Origin of the sequence: Burkholderia sp. RF2-non_BP3 (assembly GCF_001522185.1) — a bacterium.
In the GTDB taxonomy this organism is placed as follows: domain Bacteria; phylum Pseudomonadota; class Gammaproteobacteria; order Burkholderiales; family Burkholderiaceae; genus Burkholderia; species Burkholderia diffusa.
This window is the reverse complement of the sequence record NZ_LOSU01000001.1, coordinates 106,662-126,633: the sequence shown is the minus strand read 5'-3', so window position 1 is coordinate 126,633 and position 19,972 is coordinate 106,662. Positions and strand designations below refer to the sequence as shown.

Annotated in this window: 13 protein-coding genes and 1 pseudogene; 4 read left to right on the top strand and 10 right to left on the bottom strand. The window is 63.0% G+C overall.

From position 1 onward, the window contains the following. Positions 1–135: pseudogene (locus WS45_RS34595) on the bottom strand (polyamine ABC transporter ATP-binding protein); the annotation flags it as partial. Positions 136–146: 11 nt separating this feature from the next. After that, positions 147–1,268, bottom strand: coding sequence for a polyamine ABC transporter substrate-binding protein (locus WS45_RS00505; protein ID WP_059697532.1), 1,122 nt, complete (start codon positions 1,266–1,268; stop codon positions 147–149). 240 nt (positions 1,269–1,508) lie between these two features. On the opposite strand from WS45_RS00505, the gene WS45_RS00500 reads away from it, so the two are divergent. After that, on the top strand, positions 1,509–2,342 hold the full coding sequence (locus WS45_RS00500; protein WP_059697530.1) for a helix-turn-helix transcriptional regulator: 834 nt from the start codon (positions 1,509–1,511) through the stop codon (positions 2,340–2,342). Between the two features lie 732 nt (positions 2,343–3,074). Here WS45_RS00500 and WS45_RS00495 read toward each other — a convergent pair. The 4 genes from WS45_RS00495 to WS45_RS00480 form a co-directional block, all read right to left on the bottom strand. Then, a complete protein-coding gene (locus WS45_RS00495) occupies positions 3,075–5,654 on the bottom strand; it encodes an EAL domain-containing protein (protein WP_059697528.1) in 2,580 nt (859 codons plus the stop codon). A gap of 64 nt (positions 5,655–5,718) precedes the next feature. Beyond that, positions 5,719–9,420: a hybrid sensor histidine kinase/response regulator gene (locus WS45_RS00490; protein ID WP_059697527.1), complete on the bottom strand. Its 3,702-nt coding sequence runs from the start codon at positions 9,418–9,420 to the stop codon at positions 5,719–5,721. A gap of 45 nt (positions 9,421–9,465) precedes the next feature. After that, positions 9,466–10,701, bottom strand: coding sequence for an ABC transporter substrate-binding protein (locus WS45_RS00485; protein ID WP_059697525.1), 1,236 nt, complete (start codon positions 10,699–10,701; stop codon positions 9,466–9,468). 430 nt (positions 10,702–11,131) lie between these two features. Then, the gene (locus WS45_RS00480) at positions 11,132–11,572 is read right to left on the bottom strand and encodes a PRC-barrel domain-containing protein (RefSeq protein ID WP_059530875.1); all 441 of its coding nucleotides are present in this window, start codon (positions 11,570–11,572) and stop codon (positions 11,132–11,134) included. Between the two features lie 409 nt (positions 11,573–11,981). Here WS45_RS00480 and WS45_RS00475 point away from each other — a divergent pair, with 409 nt between their 5' ends. Beyond that, positions 11,982–14,099 (top strand): cation:proton antiporter, encoded by a 2,118-nt coding sequence (locus WS45_RS00475; protein ID WP_179949156.1) that lies wholly within the window; start codon positions 11,982–11,984, stop codon positions 14,097–14,099. Positions 14,100–14,864: 765 nt separating this feature from the next. Here WS45_RS00475 and WS45_RS00465 read toward each other — a convergent pair. Beyond that, positions 14,865–15,401, bottom strand: a complete 537-nt coding sequence (locus WS45_RS00465) for a nuclear transport factor 2 family protein (RefSeq protein WP_257130000.1) — start codon at positions 15,399–15,401, stop codon at positions 14,865–14,867. 391 nt (positions 15,402–15,792) lie between these two features. Here WS45_RS00465 and WS45_RS00460 point away from each other — a divergent pair, with 391 nt between their 5' ends. Beyond that, complete coding sequence (locus WS45_RS00460; protein ID WP_059697523.1) at positions 15,793–17,214, top strand: aminotransferase-like domain-containing protein; 1,422 nt, start codon at positions 15,793–15,795, stop codon at positions 17,212–17,214. Positions 17,215–17,448: 234 nt separating this feature from the next. Here the strand turns inward: WS45_RS00460 and WS45_RS00455 are convergent, their stop codons facing one another. From WS45_RS00455 to WS45_RS00445, 3 genes are all read right to left on the bottom strand, one after another. Continuing rightward, positions 17,449–17,715: a hypothetical protein gene (locus WS45_RS00455; protein ID WP_059691034.1), complete on the bottom strand. Its 267-nt coding sequence runs from the start codon at positions 17,713–17,715 to the stop codon at positions 17,449–17,451. 267 nt (positions 17,716–17,982) lie between these two features. Further along, entirely contained in the window at positions 17,983–18,288 is a 306-nt protein-coding gene (locus WS45_RS00450) for a DUF4148 domain-containing protein (RefSeq protein WP_059697547.1), read from the bottom strand. Positions 18,289–18,522: 234 nt separating this feature from the next. Further along, positions 18,523–18,990, bottom strand: coding sequence for an MEKHLA domain-containing protein (locus tag WS45_RS00445; protein WP_059697521.1), 468 nt, complete (start codon positions 18,988–18,990; stop codon positions 18,523–18,525). Positions 18,991–19,246: 256 nt separating this feature from the next. On the opposite strand from WS45_RS00445, the gene WS45_RS00440 reads away from it, so the two are divergent. Continuing rightward, entirely contained in the window at positions 19,247–19,903 is a 657-nt protein-coding gene (locus WS45_RS00440; RefSeq protein ID WP_179949158.1) for a response regulator transcription factor, read from the top strand. The last annotated feature ends 69 nt before the right edge of the window (positions 19,904–19,972 follow it).

Sequence of the window (19,972 nt, the reverse complement as noted above, 5' to 3'; positions counted from 1 at the left end):
CGTCAGGTTGACGTTGTCGACGGCCGTGCTGTCGCCGAACTTCTTCACGACGTTTTCGATGCGCACGAAGGCGTCGTGCGCGGGCCGGCTGCGATGACCGGCTGCGGCCGGCCGGGCGGATACGATATGGTCCATGATCGTCGCCCTCAACCACCCGACTTCAGCTGCAGCCACAGGCGGTTCTGCATTCGAGCGATGTCGGCGCTGCGCGGCATCGCGAGCGACGTCTTCGCGATTGCGGCGTCCGACAGGTAGACGCCCGAATCCTGTGCGATCGCAGGCGTCACGAACGCTTTCGCGGCCTTGTTCGCACTCGGATAGAAGATCTCGTTCGTGATCGCCGCGTTGGTCTTCGGCTCCTCGATATAGTTGATCCACTTCAGCGCGGCTTCGGGGTGCGGCGCATCCTTCGGGATCGCCATCACGTCGAACCACAGCAGCCCGCCTTCCTTCGGATTCACGTAGCGGATCTCGTACGAACGCTTCGCATCCAGCGTGCGGCGCCGTGCGACGCTGACGTCGCCGGACCAGCCGAGCACGACGCACACGTCGTTGTTCGCGAGGTCGTCCGCGTAGCCCGCCGAGCTGAACTGCGTCACGTACGGACGGATCTTCTTCAGCACGTCGTACGCGGCCTGATAGTCCGCCGGGTTCTTGCTCTCCGGGTCCCTGCCCATGTACTGCAGCGCGGCCGCGAACGCGGCGTCCGGCGCATCGAGCAACGAAATGCCGCACCCCTTCAGCTTCGCCGCGTTCGCGGGATCGAACAGCAGCGCCCAGCTGTCGGTGGGCGCGGCGTCGCCGAGCCGCTTCTTCACTGCCTCCACGTTGTAGCCGATGCCCGTCGTGCCCCACGCCCACGGTACGCCGTACTGATTGCCCGGATCGGCCTTCGCGATCATCTTCATCAACACCGGGTCGAGGTTCGCGAGATTCGGCAGCTTCGATTTGTCGAGCTTCTGGTACACGCCGGCCTGGATTTGCTGGGCGAGATAGTTCGACGTCGGCACGACGATGTCGTAGCCCGAGCTGCCCGCGAGCAGCTTGGTCTGCAGCGTGTCGTCGCTGTCGTAGCTGTCGTAGCGCACCTTGATGCCCGTCTGCTTCTCGAAGCCGGACACCGTGTCCTTCGCGACGTATTCCGACCAGTTGTACACGTTCAGGTTGGCATCGCCCGCACGGGCAGGCAGGCTGGCCATAGCGGCCAGCGCCACCGACGTGGCAAGCGCGGCGCGCAAGGCCGCGCGACGACGGAAACGAATACGCATGGGGATTCTCCTTGTGATGGATATCGGCCGTGACGCCCGGTCCGGATCCGGACCGGCGTCGACGCCGTCAGGCGGTGTTCAGCACAAGGGGCAATGTAGAGATCGCGGCTCGTATCGTCAGTCCCGAAAACCGGGACAAACGTCATCGTCGTTCGGGACCGTTTGGGTAGATTCCCGCGTAGGCAGTCGAAAATTTTCGTGATACCTGTAGTCCACCCGATTTCTTCGACACCCGACGCCATGAGCGCTGCGCTTACCGCCCCCGATCTCCCGCTGAGCCATGTCGCATTCGTGACCGATACGCTCGGCGACATCGCACAAGCGATCGGGACCCCGCAGTTCATGCGCGCCGTGTACGACACGCTCGTGCGCTACGTCGATTTCGACGCCGTGCATCTCGACTACGAACGCGGTGCGGCGTCGGGCAGGCGCAGCGTCGGCTGGATCGGCAGCTTCGGCCGCGAGCCCGAGCTTGTCGCGCAGGTGATGCGTCATTACTACCGTAGCTACGCGAGCGAGGACGTCACGTATGCGGCCATCGACAGCGAAAGCGACACGCAGCTGCTTCAGGTGTCATCGCAGCGGGTCGCGAGCGAGCTGCGGCACCTGTTCTTCGACGCGGGCGACATTCACGACGAATGCGTAATCGCGGGCGTGACGGGCGGCACGCGCTACTCGATTTCGGTCGCGCGTTCGCGGCGGCTGCCGCCGTTTTCGCTGAAGGAGCTGAGCCTGCTGAAGCAGCTGTCGCAGGTCGTGCTGCCGATGGCGTCCGCGCATAAGCGGCTGCTCGGCGCGGCCTGCGCGGACGAAGCGCCGCGCGACGAACTCGATCTCGACCTCGTCGCGCAATGGCTACCGGAACTGCAGGAACGGCTGACCGCGCGCGAGATGCACGTGTGTGCATCGTTCATCCAGGGCATGACCTCGGCGGCGATCGCGCAGTCGATGGGCCTCAAGACGTCCACCGTCGATACCTACGCGAAGCGCGCGTTCGCGAAGCTCGGCGTCGATTCGCGCCGGCAGCTGATGGCGCTCGTGCTCAGGAATGCATCACGCCGGCGCGATGCGTGAGCGTCCGGCGCGCGTGTTGCCGGACGGTTGCGCACGCATCCATCACCACCGCGCCTCATAACGATTCGACAATTTGTTGGTTCCCTCGACGCGCCGTCCGTATCGTTTACCGACCCGTCAGGCCTATCGACCAACGGGGAATCCAACAATGAAACGAATCCGGTCATTCGCACCGCTCGCCCTTCCGGCCTCGCTCCACGTCGTCGGCGCGCTCGGCCAGGGCGGACGCGAATTCGGCCGCCAGTACGATCCGGTCGTCGATCTCGTAGAAGCTAAGCCAATCTAGACAATCGCAAAGATCCGTTACATGCCCATCCCATCCGCGTCTGAGCGCAGTAACCGTTTCAATCGTTCGTCAGCGATCCACCGACCGGCGGTGAACACCCAAGGTGCATGATTATGCAGAAATGCCTTGGTTTCCTCCGAGAGATAACCAAAATCACGACTGGCTGCATCCCAGAGCGGCGCAAGTTCATTTCAGATCGCATCGGCCGCTTCTTCGCCATCTCGTCGTGCCCAGGACCACCGCTCCTCGTACCACACCGGTTCGGACTATCTGTTCATCTATTTACTCCCTCGAAATTCATACGTCATCGGTATCCGACTTCCATATTGCTCACGGCACTGTAGTCGAGCAGCCCGCGGTAAAAAGGGCCTTCGCGTTAACGAGTTTTCGGCGAACCTTCTCAGCAAGAACGCATCCGTTCGCGGGCGGGGCTCGGCGGCTTCCCGTCAAGGGCCATCGCGCGAATCCGCCACGTTGAGAGACCGCAGCGGAGACGGGCGACTGCCGAGGCGCGTCACACCGGGGTCCGCCAGTCTCAGCGACGTGTGCTCGAACCGCTGGAACGACTCGGCAATGTGCTTGCGCAGCAGCTCGACGTCCCACGGCTTGATCAGCAGCTTCTGGACAGAGCCGTCACCGGGCGCGTTGGCGATCGATTGCCCCTCGCCGTAGCTCGACAGCAGAATGCGTACGACGTCCGGGTACAGCGCCTTCACGCGCTGCAGCAGGTCGATCCCCGACACGCTCGGCATGCGGAAGTCGGACACGATCACGCCGACGCGATGCCGCGCGAGCAGGTCGAGCGCCTCGTCGGGATCGGTGGTCGCGAGGATCTCGTAGCCGTCGCGGCCCAGCGCCTGCCTGAACATCTGCAGCGTCGCACGATCGCCGTCAACCAGCAGCAGCGTCCGGCGCAGCAGCTCGCGCTGCCGGCAGTGTTCGGGCAACTCCGAGCCGGCCGACAGCATGTCGGCGATTTCGTCACCGGTCACCGGATGGCTGAAGTAGTAGCCCTGCATCGCATGGCAGCGGTGCCGGTTCAGGAACGAGAGCTGCGCTTCGGTCTCGACACCTTCGGCGACCGTCTCCATGTGTAGCGACTCCGCCATCGCGATGATCGATCGCGTCAGCGACGCGCCTTCCGCGCTGGTCGTGACGTCGCTGAGGAACGACCGGTCGATCTTCACGACATCGATCGGCAAGTCCTTCAGATAAGACAGGCTCGAATAACCGGTGCCGAAATCGTCCAGCGACAGCACGACGCCGAGTGCCTTCAGTTCGCGCAGTGTGTGCGCGATCGCATTGCAGTCCTGCATCAACACGCTTTCGGTCAGCTCGAGTTCAAGCGATGCCGGTTCCAACCCGGTATCCTTAAGCGTCCTGCGCACCATGTCGGCCACGTCTTGCTGTCGGAACTGGCGCGCCGACAGGTTGACCGCGATGCGGATCGGCGGATGGCCGTCCCGATGCCACGCGACGGCCTGCGCGCACGCTGTGCGCAACACCCACTCGCCGATCGGCAAGATCAGCCCGGTTTCTTCGGCGATCGGGATGAAGCGGTCAGGCGGGATGATGCCGATTCCCGGCCGTCGCCAGCGAATTAGCGCCTCGACCCCGCTGATCTGCCCCGTCTTCAGATCGACCTTCGGCTGGTAGTACAGCTCGAGTTCGTCGTTCACGACGGCCTGGTGCAGCGCGTTTTCGAGGACGGCATGCTCTTCCACGCGAGCACCCATTTCGCGCGTATAGAAGCTGTAGCAGTTGCGCCCGTGCTCCTTCGCGCAATACAGGGCGGCGTCGGCCGTTTTCAGCAGCGTCTCCGCGTCCGTGCCGTCGGTCGGACACAGACTGACGCCGACGCTGGTCGACACGTGCAGATCGTGCCCGTTGAGCACGAACGGCGCAATGAAGGTGTCGAGAACCTTGCGCGCGATCGCATCCGCGTCCGACGGCGTCGACAGGTTGACCAGCATCACGACGAACTCGTCGCCGCCGAGCCGCGCGACCGTGTCGCCATCGCGCACCGAACTCTTCAAGCGCGCGGCGACCACCCGCAGCAGACCGTCGCCGACCGAATGGCCGAAGCTGTCGTTGACGTGCTTGAAACGGTCGAGGTCGAGCACCATCACCGCAATCAGTTGCCCCGTGCGCCGCGCCTGCGACATCGCCTGCTCCATCCGGTCGCTGAGGAGGTTGCGATTCGGCAGGCCGGTCAACGCATCGTGGTTGGCGAGATATTCGATGCGCCCCTGCTGCACCTTGCGCTCGGTGATGTCCTGCACGATGCCGCGAAGGATGATCGCGTGGTTCGGATCGCGCCCGGCCTCCGCGAGGTGCAGCACATGGCGCTCGGTGCCGTCCGGGTGAATCAGCCGATGCTCGAGCGAGAACGCGACGCCTTCGGTGCGCAGGCTTGTATACGACTGCACGAGCAGCGGCTGCTCGTCGGTCGGCACCGCCTGCAGCAGACGTTCGAACGTGGGCGACGTGCGCGTGGGGTCGAGCCCGAGGATCCTGAACAACTCCGGCGACCAGTATCCGTCGGTCCGCCCGGCCTGGTACTCCCAGTTGCCCAGGTGCGCGAGCGCCTGCGCATGCGTGAGCCCGACCTCGGTGGTCGCCAGCTTTTCGACGGCGGCTGCCGCGCGCAGCAAATACCGGATCCGGTAGCCCAGCAGCTTCCAGCGCATCGGCTTCGATACGAAATCGGTCGCACCGGCGTCGAACGCACGGGCGATCGATGCGTCGTCGTCGTTGCCGGTCAGCATGACGATCGGCACACGGCGGCCTTCCGGCAACGCGCGCAATGCGCGGCAGCAGTCGAAGCCGTCGCCGCCGGGCATTTCGACATCGAGCAGCACGACCGCGGGGCGATGACGCAGGAACGCGGCGATGCCCTCGTCCGGCCCCGTCGCTTCCTCGACGCGAAAGCCTTCGGGCTCCAGCGTTTCGACGACCAGCAGGCGCGTCATCGCATCGTCATCGATGATCAGAATCGCCGGCACATCGGCATTGTCCTGGTTCACGACCGTCCTCCTGTTTGGTCCGCTGCGCGATCGCCGCGGCGATCGGCTGGCGACCGTTCGAGCTTCAACCGGTCACGCGCTCGGCGACCAGCGCCGCATGCGCGTGCTCGAATTCCGCATCCGTGCCGGCCACGAGCGGCGCCGCGGCTGGCACGTCGGCCGCGCGCGCGAGACGCTCGATCTCCCGGCAGCGGGCCGACAGCAGATGGGCGCCCACGTTCGCGCTGCTCGATTTCAGCGTATGGGCGGCCAGCTTCAGCGCATCGGCGTCGCCCGCTGCGACGGCCGCGCGCATGTCACCGATCAGGCGCGGCGCATCCAGCGTGAATTGATCGATGATCCGGGTCAGCACGTCGGGGCGGCCCGGCCGCTGGAGCGCGCGCAATGCATCGAGCGCCTTGCGGTCGATCACGTCCGCGTCGTCACCCGCGCTCGCTGCCGCCGCCCCAGCCGCGGTAGCGGGACTCGGTTCGATTTCGGCACGGCTTACCGTCTCTTCACACGCAGCGGCCGGCGCGCACGCGTTGCCGCGAACGTGGCGCGCGAGCGTGTGCAACAGCGCGTCGCGGCGGAACGGCTTCGCCAGGTAGTCGTCCATGCCGGCGGCGAGACAGCGCTCGCGGTCGCCGCTCAGCGCGTTCGCCGTCAGCGCGATGACCGGCACGCGCGGCGAACCGGTGTCCGTTTCGCGCCGACGCAGCCGCCGCGTCGCCTCGAAGCCGTCCAGCCGCGGCATCTGGCAGTCCATCAGCACCACGTCGAATGCGTCGTGCGCGAGCCGCTCGAGTGCCTGCTCGCCGTCGTCGGCCACGGCGACTTCGTAATCGGTGTCCTCCAGCATCGCCAGCGCGATCTGCTGGTTGACCGCGTTGTCCTCGACCAGCAGCACCCGTGCCGCGATCGCATCGAGCCGCCGGTCGTCGGCCGACGCGGCGCCATCGACACCATCGGCGCCCGGCACGGCCGCCGGCAGCCGCGGCGGCATCACGTGCATCGCCGATGCGATCACCGCGTGAAGGTTGGCGCCGTGCAGCGGCTTCGTCAGCCGCGCGGCGATGTCGAGCTCGTGCGCGACCTGCACGCTGTCCATCATCTCGAACGCGGTCAGTGTGATGATCCTGAGCGCACGCAGCGACGGATCGTGGCGGATGTGCTGCACGAGCGAGATGCCGTCCATCCCCGGCATCCGCACGTCGACGATCGCGAGGTCGAACGGCGCGCCGTCGGCGACCGCGGCCCGCAGCTGCGCGAGCGCGTCGTCGCCGCCGATCGCCGTGGCGACGCACAGCTGCCATTCGATCGCGTGTTCGAGCAGCACGCTGCGATCGGTCTCGCTGTCGTCGACGATCAGCACCTTCAGCCCCGCGAGCGACGGCCTCGCGAACGGTGCGACGCCCACCACGCCGGACACCGGTTCGTATCGCATCGTCACGGTAAACACCGAACCCTTGCCGGGCGTCGATTCGAGCGTGAGCGTGCCGCCCATCATCTCGGCCAGCTGGCGCGAAATGACGAGCCCAAGCCCGGTTCCGCCATACTTGCGCGCGATCGAGCTGTCTGCCTGCTGGAACGGCTGGAACAATTCCGCGGACACCTCCGGCGCGATGCCGATCCCGCTATCGGCGATCGCGAACACGATGCGGCCGTCGTCCACATACGATACGTTCAACTCGACGTGCCCGCGTTCCGTGAACTTGATCGCGTTGCTGAGCAGGTTCGTCAGGATCTGCCGCACCCGGACCGGGTCGCCGCGCATCCATTCCGGGACCGAGTCGGCGCGATTGAACACGAGCGCCAGCTCCTTGCGTCGTGCATTGGGCTCCATCAGCGCGACGACGTCGTCGAGCAGTTGATGCAGGTTGAAATCGATGCGTTCGAGCGTCAGCTTGCCGACCTCGATCTTCGAGAAGTCGAGAATGTCGTCGATGATGACGAGCAGCGTCTGGCCGGATCGGTACACGGTATCGACGAACTTGCGCTGCTTCGACGTCAGCCGCGTCCGCTGCAGCAGTTCGGTCATGCCGAGCACGCCGTTCATCGGCGTGCGGATCTCGTGGCTCATCCTCGCGAGAAACTCGGATTTCGCCGAATTCGCGGCTTCGGCCGTCGCGATCGCTGCCTGCAGGTCGACGTCGCGGCGCTCGATTTCATCGAGCATCATGTTGAAGCCGGCGATCAGCGCCGCGACTTCGTCGCTGCCCTGATGAGGCATCCGAAGCGACAGGTCGCTGCCGCTGCGAATGCGTGCCATCGTGCGCGTCAGGCTCGACAGAGGTCCGGAGATCGACGTGCCGAGCCGATGGCTGATCACCAGTCCGCCGATCGCCAGCAAGAACGATACCCCCACGATCATCACGATCGCGGTTGCCACGGCCCGGTAGACGTCCGATACGATCCCGCGCTGCTGAAGGTCGACGCGCACCGCCTCCTGTTCCGTATACGCTGCGAGGCGATTGGCCGTCGTGTCGACATCGGCGACGATGCTCTGCATGGCGACGTCGTTGGACAGCATGTCGGACTTCACCGCCAGGATACGGTGCGCGGATCCCGCCAACTCCGTGGTCAGTCCGATCACGCCCTCTGCGCGCTTGGCATTGCGCGGCCCGTCCGCGACAAGTGCATCGCGCAGCGCGCCGGCGGATGCGGTCAGCGCGCCGATATTCCTTCGCAGCTCGTCGTCGGCGCGCTTCAGGCGGTCAGGACTTTCGCCTTGCGCGATCATGCGCAGGTCGAACGCCAGCGTGTTGATGCCGCCGTTCACGGCGGCCGACAGCGACGCGATCCGCGCGGCGCGCTGCCGGAATGCGATCGCTTCGTCGAGGCGCTGCCGCGCGTTGACGATCCGAAGCGCGAACGGGTCCGCGATCTCCGCCAGTTTCGCGTCCAGCGCATCGAGCGATTGCAACACGCGGTCTTCATGCGCACGGTAGCGCGCCGCGACGGACGGATCCGCGAACATGCCGGCACGCAGCGCGACGAGGCCGACCTTGCCGTCGAGGATGTCGTCCGCCACCCGGGTGAGCGCGTTCGTCAGGCTCTGGGCCGCGGCCGCGTCGAGATGCGGCGCCGCGATTGCGAGCGCCTTGCGCGCACCGTCGATGGACGCCTGCATGCGCTCGCGCAGCGGCGCGAGCCGGTACCGGTTCGGCGCGACGTCGACGCGGCCGGCGACGGCGATGATCTCCTTGACGTCCATGCGCGCCTCGTCGAGCGCATGAATCGTGCGGTTGTACGCGGTATTGGACTCCAATGCGCCGCTCACGGCGGCATCGGCGTCGCTGTCCAGCCGGTCGACCTGCTTGCCGATCGCGTTCAGCAGCGCATCGCCTTGTGCCTGGACGCGTTCGATCAGCCGGCGTTCGGCGGCGAGTTGCGCGTCGCCGCGCAGCCGCTTGTCGACGCCTTCGTTCATCGACGCGAGCATCGTCCTCAAGCCGGTGGACGGCACGTCGACGCCGTGCCCGTCGATCGCGCGCACGGCCGCCGTCACGCGTGCGATCCGCTGCAATTGCGTTTCGATCTCCGACGACGCCTGCTCGCGCTCCAATGCGTCCTGCGCGCGCTCAAGCCGGCCGAAGTCCAGCGCAAGCTCCGCGTATGCGCGCTGCAACTCGTTGCTGCGCACCTGCAGCGGCAGCGATTCGGTCGTCAGCGTGCGCACACCCGACGCAATGCCGTGCACCGCGATCAGGCTCGTCACGGAAATCGCCACCACACCCAGCAGCATCAGGCTGGTGCTGGCGACGAGCTTAGCCTTGATGTCCATGCAGCCCTCCAGGATCGGGCGGCCCGCGCGCGGCCGCCCAGCCGCTCATCTGGCCGGCCCGTCCAGCGGCGTGACGCGGCCGTGCGCGATTTCGGTGAGGAACACGTCGTTCAGCGCCTGGTGATCGTCGGTACTTAGATTGGCCACCAGGCCGCCGAGATCGAGACGCCGGATCGATTCGAGCGCCTGCTTCAGCGTTGCCCGGGTGGGTGCCGGTCCCGCCCGTTCCAGTCCGATCAGCGCGACCTTCGCATCAAGGCAGCCCTCGATGTGCACCACGCCAATGTGTTCGTCCGGAAAGCGCTGCGCGATCAGCCGTGCGCAGTCCCGGACCACGGGGCGCTCGCTCTGCGGCAGCGGCACGACCTGCGAAATCAGCATGCCGTTCCCTTCGTCGCCGATCAGGCGCAACAGGTCGTCGGGGCCGACGAACGACACTGCCGCGAGACGGGCCGTGAGGCCTTCGCGGTGCGCTGCGCGAATGAATGCGGCGACCGGCGTATACGGGCCGACCATGATGACGACGTCCGGCCGCGCGTCGAGTATGGCTGCGAGACCCGTCTCGACTGCCGTCGTGCCGCGACGGAACGTACCGGTGGCGACGACGTCGAGGCCGTGGCGGTGCAGCGCGAGCTGGGTGCCGGCCAGCACCGCTAGCCCGAAGCCGTCGTCCTGGTAGAACACTGCAAAACGCCTCGCGCGGTCGTGGGCAATCAAGTGATCGACCAGCACGCGCGTTTCGTCGTCATAGCTCGCCCGGATGTTGAAGACCTCCGGAATGACCGGCCTGCGCAGCGCCATCGCGCCGCTGAACGTACCGATGAGCGGAATGCCGGCGTCCCGGATCATTGGCAGCACCGCGGTGGTTGTCGGCGTGCCGACATAACCGAACAGCGCGAGGACGTTGCCGCGATCGATCATTTCCAGCGTCGTGTCCACCGTCCGCTCGGGCTCGTAGCGATCGTCGGCGACGACGAGGTCGATCTTCCGCCCGTGCACGCCGCCGTGAGCGTTCGCGTCGTCGAATACGGCTTGAGCGCCGATCAACAACCCGTGTCCGAGGCCTGCAGAATTGCCGGATTGCGCGTTGACCATACCCAGGCGGATCGTACTGTCGGTCACACCGGGCTCCGCCGCGACTCCGGCGCTCTGGCCGCTCAGTGCGGCGCAGCACACGATCATCGCCAGCGCCTGCCTGCCGCAGGGACGCGCGAGCGCGCGCAGTACGTTCGAATACCAGGTACCGGAACAAATCGGTGTGACTGACACACTCTCGTCCATGCTGAATCCCTGTCCGGCATCCCGTTATTCCGACTTGCTGGTGCATCCCGCCGCATACCACACCGCTGCCGTGGTACGAGTCAATTAGTCATATATATAGATGGCATATCTTGCGGCCGCAAGCCGTAGGCCAAAACAGGGTCATTACCTTTCAACGGAAAGATGTCACGTCGTAGGCCTTCGTCGATAGAACGGTGATGCGAAACTCGAGTGAACTTATGAGGTTGTGCGTCGCACAATAAAGTTGCCGGCGGCAGAGCGCCGCGAAGCCCCTTGTCAGCTCGTCGCTCTGTTGAAGTAACTGGGGCCGCCCGGCGGGCGCCTTGCGACCCGGAGCGGTATCGCTGCGACAGCGTTCACGGGGCGCATCGCCGAAATCGCTTGCTTCTTACGCTTCAAAAATATCGCTGCGAGAACCTCTGCTTCCGCATCAGTGATGTGCGTATTCCGTGCGTGCGATCGGCGTCGCTCTCACTTTCGAATACTGAAATACGGGCATGGCTTTGAGCGCATTCCGCGTCGCGCCGGCCCAGACGAGCTTGCCGCCGATGAAGTCGATCTGCGTGATCGGCACGGCAACATCGTGCGCTGACACACCAAGGAACTGGTGTGCCGCGACGATCGCGAACGAAACGGCGTCGTCGGGTGTGACGATGATGTCGTGCAGTACGCCGACCTTCTCACCGCGATCGTTGTAGATGACTTTGCCCAGCAGACTCTTCTTCGCACTCCATCCGTTCACCACGAGACTCGCCTGTTCGATGCTCACGCCGACCACCTGCGTGCCGGCGACTTGCGCGTCGGCAAGCGTCGCGCCGCATGCGAGCGACGCGGCTACAACCGCTCCTGCGATCCATTTCGATGTTTTCATCATTCACTCCGGTCAGTACAGAAATCACGGCAACTGCGACCCGCGATAGCCGATACGATCGCCGCGGCCCGCCCCGACGCATGCTGGCGCCGCGTCTCCGTTGACACGGAAGCATGTCGATGCGTTTCTGACACTGTGCTCTCGCAGTTCCCAGCGCGTTTTCGAATACGCACGGTGGTGTCCACTGAGCGACTGCAGCAGCGAGAGTGAATCGCTGATTTCGTGCGATTCCTGAAAAGCCACCGGCGCTCGCCGAATAAAGTGTTGTCGTCGTCAAATGGCCGCAACCAGCCGTCACATTGACCTGAACCCGAGGAATTCGAATCATGGAGATCGACACACGCAACGCGACGGAAAGCGAACGCGGCCCGTTGTCGCCTTGGCTTGCGGTCTGCCCGCGCGAAAGAAGATGCCGCGCTATTCGGCGCGGCCGATGATGTCGACAGAGATTCTGCTGCTCGGCGCGATGCTCATCGCGGTCACCGGTGTCGTCCAGGCGGCAAGCGTCGCGTTCTCGCTTCCACAGACATTCGTGGTGTCGTTCGTCGGCATTCTGTTCGGAGCGCTATTTCTCGCGATGCACGCGTGGCTTCCGGAGCCGGCGCTGGCATTTGTCGACCCAGTCGTTGCATGGCCGCTATCAGCGGACATGTGCCTGACGCTGTTTCTGCCGCCGCTGCTATTCCAGGCGGCGTTGAGCGTCGAGATTCGCGAGATGCTAGGCGACTGGCTGCCGATCCTGATTCTCGCGATCATCGGCGTGTTCGTCGCAACCGTGTCGATTGGCTTCGTCGCGTCATGGACCACAAACGTGCCGGCCAGGGACGGTCTTTTGCTGGGTGCGATCATCGCAACGACCGACGCATCGGCGGTCCTTGCCGTATTCCGCAGCGTGACGGCACCTAGTCGGCTCGTACGGCTCGTCGAAGGTGAGAGCTTACTAAACGATGCTGCCGCGATTTCGATTGCCACCGTCCTGCTCGAGGCGTCCCGCAGTGCCGATTCGGTCTCACGGACGGTAGCGGAGATATCGCAGATTTTTGCCACTGAATTCGGCGGCGGCGCGATACTGGGCATGGTCGTGGGACGCATGCTTGCCTGGGGACTCGTTCACCTTGGCGGCGAAGGGAAGGCCGAGCTCACGCTGACCCTTGCGGTGCCATACCCGCTCTATATTCTCGGCAACGAGTTCTTCCATGTCTCTGGCGTCGTGGCTGTCGTGACGGCGGGACTCGTGATCAGTGGGCTTGGGCGGGCTCGCCTCACACCGCGCAATTGGTCGCATTTGCAACTCATGTGGGAGCAGGTGGCTGGAATCGCCGGCACGCTTGTATTCCTCCTCGCGACGATCCGCGTGCCCGGTCTGCTGAGAGCCGCCCGGGCGTCTGACGCCCTGGCGCTCGGGGCAATCATCATCGCTGCACTCGCCGCACGACTCGCGGTACTGTTTGGCGTGTTTCCCTCGGTGTCCCGACTAGGGTTAAGCAACACCGTCACGCGTTCCTTCAGGCTAGTGATCACCTGGGGTGGCTTACGCGGAGCAGTCACCATCATCCTCGCACTGGGTATCGAGGGCAACGCGGCGTTGCCTGAACCCACACGTCGCCTTGTTTCGGTGCTGGCAACCGGCTTCGTCCTCTTCTCGCTGGCCGTTAACGGATCGACGCTTCGCCCCCTGATCCGCTTCCTCGGGCTCGATCACCTCTCGCCGCAAGACATGGCGCTGCAGGAACGCGCCGTTGGCATTGCCGGGGCGGAAATCGACGCGCTCGTGCGGGCTTCAGCGCGATCTCTCCGGATCGACCCGAATCTCGCATGCGATGCGATCGATGCCTATCACGACAGCACATCGCTCGATAACTTCTTGCGCTCTGACGACATCGCAACGACCGACGAAGACCGGCTGACGGCCGGCTTGCTCGCTCTTGCACGCAGGGAAGGCGATCTCATACCTCGATACGGCAACGGAATCGTCGCAGTAGAAAACCTGGATCGCATGATCGCGAACGCAGCTGCGATGACGGAAGCCGTCCGGCGCGGCGGGCGCGCCGCGTATCGGCAGGCGGCGGCACAAATTCTGCAGATCCGATGGAGCTATCGGGCCGCACGGTGGATCCATTCGTGGTTGAAATTAAGCTGGCCTTTCTCTTGCGCGCTCCAGAACCGTTTCGAATTGCTAATATGCCGGCGCGCCGTGCTGGAACAACTACATCGCTATACCGAAACAAGTCTTCAACCGCTACTCGGTCCCGAAACGACCAAGACGCTGTCGGCAATCCTACATGGCCGCATGGACAGAACCGAACACGCAATCACCGAGATGCGAGGGGATTTCGGCCACTACACCCGCAAACTCGAGCGACGTATGTTGCTGCTCGTCGCGCTGAACGCGGGACGCGATCGTGTCGAGCATTTGTACCGGGACCAGTCGATTTCCAGCGAAGTGTACGAATCGGTCAGCCGCGATTTCATGCGTGCATGGCGCAACGCAATTGAACGGCCGGAGTTTTCTGCCGATGATGAATGAAATTCGCGCGACGTTTAATCTACGGTGCCATATCGACGAGGCATGGTACGTAACGGTCAGGATCGTGCGGCTTCGCGACCTAATCGGACACGACGGACGGCAATGGCTGTTCGCAATCGCCCTGATTTTCGGCGATACCCCGCCGATTTGCTTCGCACCCTGGACGACTACGTTCAGCGCTGGCGACATGAGGCCTCCGCTCGCTCCGGACGCCCCCATCCTGCGTCAAGCCGCTAGGCCTTCGGCGCGCACTCGCTGGACGGAACGTGGCCGTGCGAATCCACAAATACCGATCCTTCCCAACAGTTGGCCGGCCCGATCCACGACACAATCCGTACACCATCCGACGCATCGTGACACTCTGGAGAGGATCGTCTCATGTCTCACCATCTCGACTGCTTGCTTGCACGCCAAGACATCCGACTCCACAGCACCGATCTCTACTGCTTTCTCGACCAGACTGGCAACCTCGTCGTCACCGGGCTGTCAGTCGCGATCGCCTTCGTCTTCGGCAGCGTCGAGCTACTGGGCCTGCTCGACAACGCGCTTGGCCCGCATCCCTGGTTCTGGCCGTGGACGTCCGCGATCGATCTGAGCACGCTCGGCTGCGCCAGCTTTGGGCTCTTTGTCGTGACCTGGGGCGTCTCGATCCCGATCCGGAAGCTCGGCACGGCACAAGGGACGGAAGCGCTGTTCCTTGCGTCGCAGACCATGATCGACGCCCCGCTCCAACAGCCGCATCGCCAAATATTGACCGTCGGATCTTTACGTGTTCGCCGGCCGGTCCGCGAGCCATGCGGCGCCACGCTGCTTCATGTCCATTTCCAGAGCGCTGCCTCTGGTCGCAAAAACACGTCGGACAGGAAACCCACTCTTTTCGAGCAGATAGGCCAGCGCCGCGTATTCGGGTGGAAACCTCTCCACAACGTCACCATCGATCGGTTCAATGCTCAACGGAAACGTAAAGCAACCCATATCGTAAATGCTCTGACGCCTGACAATCTTCCACATCCCGTCACGTTTCTCGACGAAGTCGTAGAAGCGATTGTGCACTGCACATCCAAGCTTCAATACGACTTGGTCGGCCACGATGATCGCATTCGTCTCAACTAGTGCTTTCGTCCCGTTGAATTCGATGACGGGCTGGCCAATCAGGTGTTTGGTATGCAAAGCGGATCCTCCCATCATGCGCGAGCCAGCGATGAAGTCGGCCACCGCTCCTTCGAACCAGGTGACCTCGATGGTTGCATCCGGGTGAAACAAATCGGCGAGGTTGTCCCAACTCGCGAGATCGCGATACATCCAGCCGGCCATAAGATCGGATATTGCGAGGTGGTCTTCGATATGTCCTTGCATTGCTATTTCCTAGTTGTGTAAAGGTGATCGGCCGTGGAAAACGATCGTCGTACCACGAGAGGAATCCAGCCGATGCTACGAAACCAGGCAACCTGGCTTTTTTGCATAGGGTACCTATTTTTAGGATTCACACGGTCAAGTGATTCAGAAGATCGAAACGGATTCAAAATTTAAATAGGATTTGCGAGATGCGAAGTCCAGTTAGAGCATTGTGCTGCCATCTACTGTGAATCAGTAAATGTCCTAACGCGCCGGTATGCCATCGATTGTTTTCACAAACCACCACGGCGAATCGCGCTATCACCCCCGAAAACTTGACTGTTTCTCCTTCTGCCCAGTGAATCTCTACAAGAAACTTTCTGACGACATTGAACGGCTAATCCTTCAGGGGGTGTACCAGCACGGCGACAGGGTGCCGTCGGTCCGGCAAGCGAGCCAACAGCACAGGATTAGCATCACGACCGTGCTGCATGCATACCGGCTGCTCGAGAATCGTGGTTTGCTGGAAAGTCGGCCGCAGTCTGGCTATTTCGTGCGCGTGCAACCCGATAACGGGAACCTAAAAGTGCACGAACTTGAGCCATCGAGGCCGACAGCGAGTTTGTCCCCTGTTGACCAGGGCCGGCTGGTACTCTCGACGCTGCGCTCGATGGGCATCGCTGATGCCGCGCCCTTAGGCTCGCCCTACCCGGATCCGTACTATTTTCCATTCGAGAAGCTGAACCGCTATGCATATGCGGCCGGCCGTGACAAGTCACTATGGGGCGCGGTGGACGGGCTACCGCCCGGCCATCCACGCCTTGTGCGACAGATCGCGCGTCGCTATCTGGAGAACGGCATGTCAGTCGACGCAAATGAAATCGTCGTGACAGTCGGTGCAACGGAGGCAATCAACTTGTGCTTGCAGGCAGTGGCAAAACCCGGTGATGTCATCGCGGTGGAATCACCAACTTTCTATTCGATGCTGCATGCTATCGAGCGGATGGGCATGAAAGCGATCGAAGTGCCGACTCATCCTGAGTACGGAATCGACATTGCAGCGCTGGCGGAGACTGCAAGATCACAGCCGATCGCCGCCTGCATGGTGATGCCGAACTTTCAGAATCCACTCGGCTTCCAAATGCCAGACGACCGAAAGCGTGAGCTCGTCGGATTCGCCGAGAAGACAGGAATTCCGATCATAGAAAACGGTGCGTATAACGAACTGCATTTTGGAAATACGCATCCCAGCACGCTGAAGTCGTACGACAGAAATGGGCTGGTTCTCCATTGCTCGTCGTTCTCGAAGAGCCTGACGGCTGCGTACAGGATTGGCTGGGCGCTGCCGGGCCGATACCGCGATCAGGTAGAGAACCTGAAATTCTTGAACACGCTCGGGACGCCGTCTCTGCCGCAACTCGCGATCGCGGAGTTTCTTGAGCGAGACGGTTACAAGCATCACCTACGACGCTTGCGCAGGGCCTACGCGCAACAGGCGAATCTGATGCGTACGTTCGTGTCGAGGTTCTTTCCGGAAGGCACGCGAATTTCGAGCCCCTCGGGAGGCTATACACTTTGGGTGGAATTACCGGCGCAAGTCGACGTGGTGCGCCTCCATCAGCTTGCGCTGGAGCACCGTATCTCTATCGGGCCTGGGCACACGTTCTCGGCTTCGGACAGCTACCGGAACTTCATCTGGCTGAACTACAGCAGCCCGTGGTCGGCTGGAATCGAGCAAGCTGTCATCACAATCGGCAGGTTGGCTGCGCTCTGCGCCTAGCGATGATGGCGGACGGGACGCATTACCGAGTTCGCAGACACGTACGCCACGCACCGCGATACACACAACGCGAGCGCAACTCATTATTGCGTTCGTTCGCCTCCCGCCATCTCTCGAACACACCATCGCGGCAGGGCCGTGCATGGACAAGCGCTGTGGCAAGACGCCCAAAGATCAACAAGAAGGCAAGCGGCGCGGCACGGTACGGACTCTCTTCGGGCGTTGGGATACCGATCAGCCGGCGCCAGGCGTACTGTTGTCTGCGTGCGGATTCGCTGCAGTTGCGCGCTCAATGGGCGCTCCGTGAATGTTGATCGTCCGCATGTCTGCCGCCGAGCAAGACGGACCGCGCGCCGAATTGAGCCACGGATTCAGCGCTGCAAGCACACTCGCGCGCTCGCCGTAGTCATCGGGCAGTTGCGGCTGTCCGCGTGCGAAAGCGGCGACCGGCTTGCCGATGAAAAGGGCCAGCAATGCGGCTACGATCAGTGTGCGATCCATGATGAAACTCCCGGGAAAGATTCGATGAGGGCGCATCGTCGATGCGCCGCCGGCGCGACCGTTACAGCGATTCACTACCTGACACGTTCATTCCCGCGAACGGGGGGGGCACATGGCGCTGACCGGCAGATGAGAAATTCGAAATCCGCGGCCGCCACCTCGGGTCGTGTGGACATGAACTTTGTCAGCGTCGGGCCGGCGCCGTGCCGTGGCGCCTGTCATTGAACGACCCGGCGTCGTGCCGCGGAAGGCAGTTGAAAATCGCGTTCAGTGATGCTCGTACAACTGCTGGGCATCGAGCGACGCGAGCGACACCGTAGTGGTCTTCGCGGCGACGGTCGGCTGTGCCGCGACCGACCGCGATTGCTGCGCGGCGATCTTCGCCTCGGCTGCCTGGATGTCGTCGGGATAGTAGGGATCGGTGCCGACGGGCCGATAACCGGCCTTTTCGACGCGGACGAGATCGGCGCGCACGTCGGCGCGCGTGATCGTGCCGACGGCGGTTTGCGCGAATGCGGCGATCGGTGCGCTCAGCGCACAGGAAAGCAGTACTGCACGAATCAGGTTGTTCATGATGTTCACCTCTCAAGATGGCGTTTTCGCGTCCGCTGACCAGCCGGACATCCGCTCCGCATCGATGCGATGAAGAGTTGTGTCCATTCTGCGATTCGCGCGCTTTCCGGAAGGTGAGACTTCGATTACGGTCTTGTCATCTGATCGCTGCCGCACGTCGCGTGCGGGCCGACCTGGTTCGTCGAATACGACGCAGGCGCTCAACGAAATCCGTATATCGGTCGATGGCTGTGTTCATGCGGACGCATCGACCGGCTGTATCTGCGGAATCATCGCAGCCTGGCCGCGCACGTTCCCGGCCGCGTCCGTGAGTTGCCACACGATCGCGCTCTCGATCCAGAAACGCTTGCCGGTCTTCGTTATACGCACGCCGCGGTATTCAGACACGAAGCCGTCCTGCGTCACCTTGTCGAGAAACAACTGGCGTTCGCGGCGCTCCATCGGCTCCGCCGAAAGCCGCGAAGGCAAGGCCGTCAGTTCATCCCAGTCGTATTCGAAAATCGCCTGCGCGCGCTTGTTGCCGTATACAAAGACCGGATCGGCCGACGCATCGTGCGCGAGAATGCCGAACGGCGCCGCACGGTACAGCCACGCTGCGCCGTCGGATGCGCTCATTCCGTCGGGAACGAGCGGCCGGTTCAGAAACCGATGGTAGGAGTCGGCAAGAAGAACGAAGAAGTCTGGATCTGTGCGCAACGACATCGGTAAGGCTCCTGAAATCGGTAGGATAAGTCAATGAGCGACGGTTCACGGTCGACATTATATGAATGAAGCGGCACGCCGCGGTCGGAACGGGCAATTGCTGCCCGGTACGGCGCAAAGGTCGCTCAGCAAGTTTTTGACACGATCGCTCGACTACCGTTTTGGACATAAAATGCACGAGCATCCGTCCCGAATCGTTAAACAGAAACATCGGGCGAATACGCTTCTACTTCGAATTTCACGGGCAGAGGGCGATATGACCAGTATGACCAGCGACACGGCCGATCCTGTCGTCTTCGTGATCGACGACGACAGCGCTATTCGCGAAGCGGTCGAAACGTTGCTCGACTCCGTCGAACTGCGTGTCAAGTCGTTCGATAACGCACAGGCATTCCTGGCGCTTGACTTGCCCGACGTACCGAGCTGTGTCGTTCTGGACGTACGGCTCAAGGGGCAAAGCGGGCTTGCCGTACAAGAGCAGATCACGCGCGAACTGCGTATCCCGGTCATCCTGATGACCGCTCACGGCGACATCCCGATGTCGGTTCAGGCGATGAAGGCCGGCGCGGTTGACTTCCTGCCGAAGCCGTTCCGCGGTCAGGACATGATCGACGCGGTTACGTGCGCGCTGGAAAGCGACCGCAGGCGACGTGCGGTCGATCGTTCGACCGCGATATTGCGTACGTGCTACGAATCGTTGACGCCGCGCGAGCGCACGATCATGGCTATGGTGGCGAACGGGCTGCTGAACAAGCAGATCGCAACGGATTTGAATCTGAGCGAAATCACGGTGAAACTGCACCGCGGCCAAGCGATGAAGAAAATGAAATCGCAGTCGCTCGCGGATTTTGTACTGAAGGCGCAAGCGCTGGGCCTGGTCGATCGCGAAAGCCGGCTGGTCGAGCATGCATGACACGCGGCCACGATCGAGTACGGTCGGCAACCACAACGCGACAGGAGTCATCGCGAAGCACATAGTTGG

Excerpts from the sequence above, each read along its gene's own strand:
- WS45_RS00450 (WP_059697547.1), bottom strand. The coding sequence starts at position 18,288 with ATGAACAACCTGATTCGTGCAGTACTGCTTTCCTGTGCGCTGAGCGCA.
- WS45_RS00500 (WP_059697530.1), top strand. The coding sequence starts at position 1,509 with ATGAGCGCTGCGCTTACCGCCCCCGATCTCCCGCTGAGCCATGTCGCA.
- WS45_RS00490 (WP_059697527.1), bottom strand. The coding sequence starts at position 9,420 with ATGGACATCAAGGCTAAGCTCGTCGCCAGCACCAGCCTGATGCTGCTG.
- WS45_RS00455 (WP_059691034.1), bottom strand. The coding sequence starts at position 17,715 with ATGGATCGCACACTGATCGTAGCCGCATTGCTGGCCCTTTTCATCGGC.
- WS45_RS00440 (WP_179949158.1), top strand. The coding sequence starts at position 19,247 with ATGACCAGTATGACCAGCGACACGGCCGATCCTGTCGTCTTCGTGATC.
- WS45_RS00505 (WP_059697532.1), bottom strand. The coding sequence starts at position 1,268 with ATGCGTATTCGTTTCCGTCGTCGCGCGGCCTTGCGCGCCGCGCTTGCC.
- WS45_RS00485 (WP_059697525.1), bottom strand. The coding sequence starts at position 10,701 with ATGGACGAGAGTGTGTCAGTCACACCGATTTGTTCCGGTACCTGGTAT.
- WS45_RS00445 (WP_059697521.1), bottom strand. The coding sequence starts at position 18,990 with ATGTCGTTGCGCACAGATCCAGACTTCTTCGTTCTTCTTGCCGACTCC.
- WS45_RS00475 (WP_179949156.1), top strand. The coding sequence starts at position 11,982 with ATGCCGCGCTATTCGGCGCGGCCGATGATGTCGACAGAGATTCTGCTG.
- WS45_RS00465 (WP_257130000.1), bottom strand. The coding sequence starts at position 15,401 with ATGTATCGCGATCTCGCGAGTTGGGACAACCTCGCCGATTTGTTTCAC.
- WS45_RS00480 (WP_059530875.1), bottom strand. The coding sequence starts at position 11,572 with ATGAAAACATCGAAATGGATCGCAGGAGCGGTTGTAGCCGCGTCGCTC.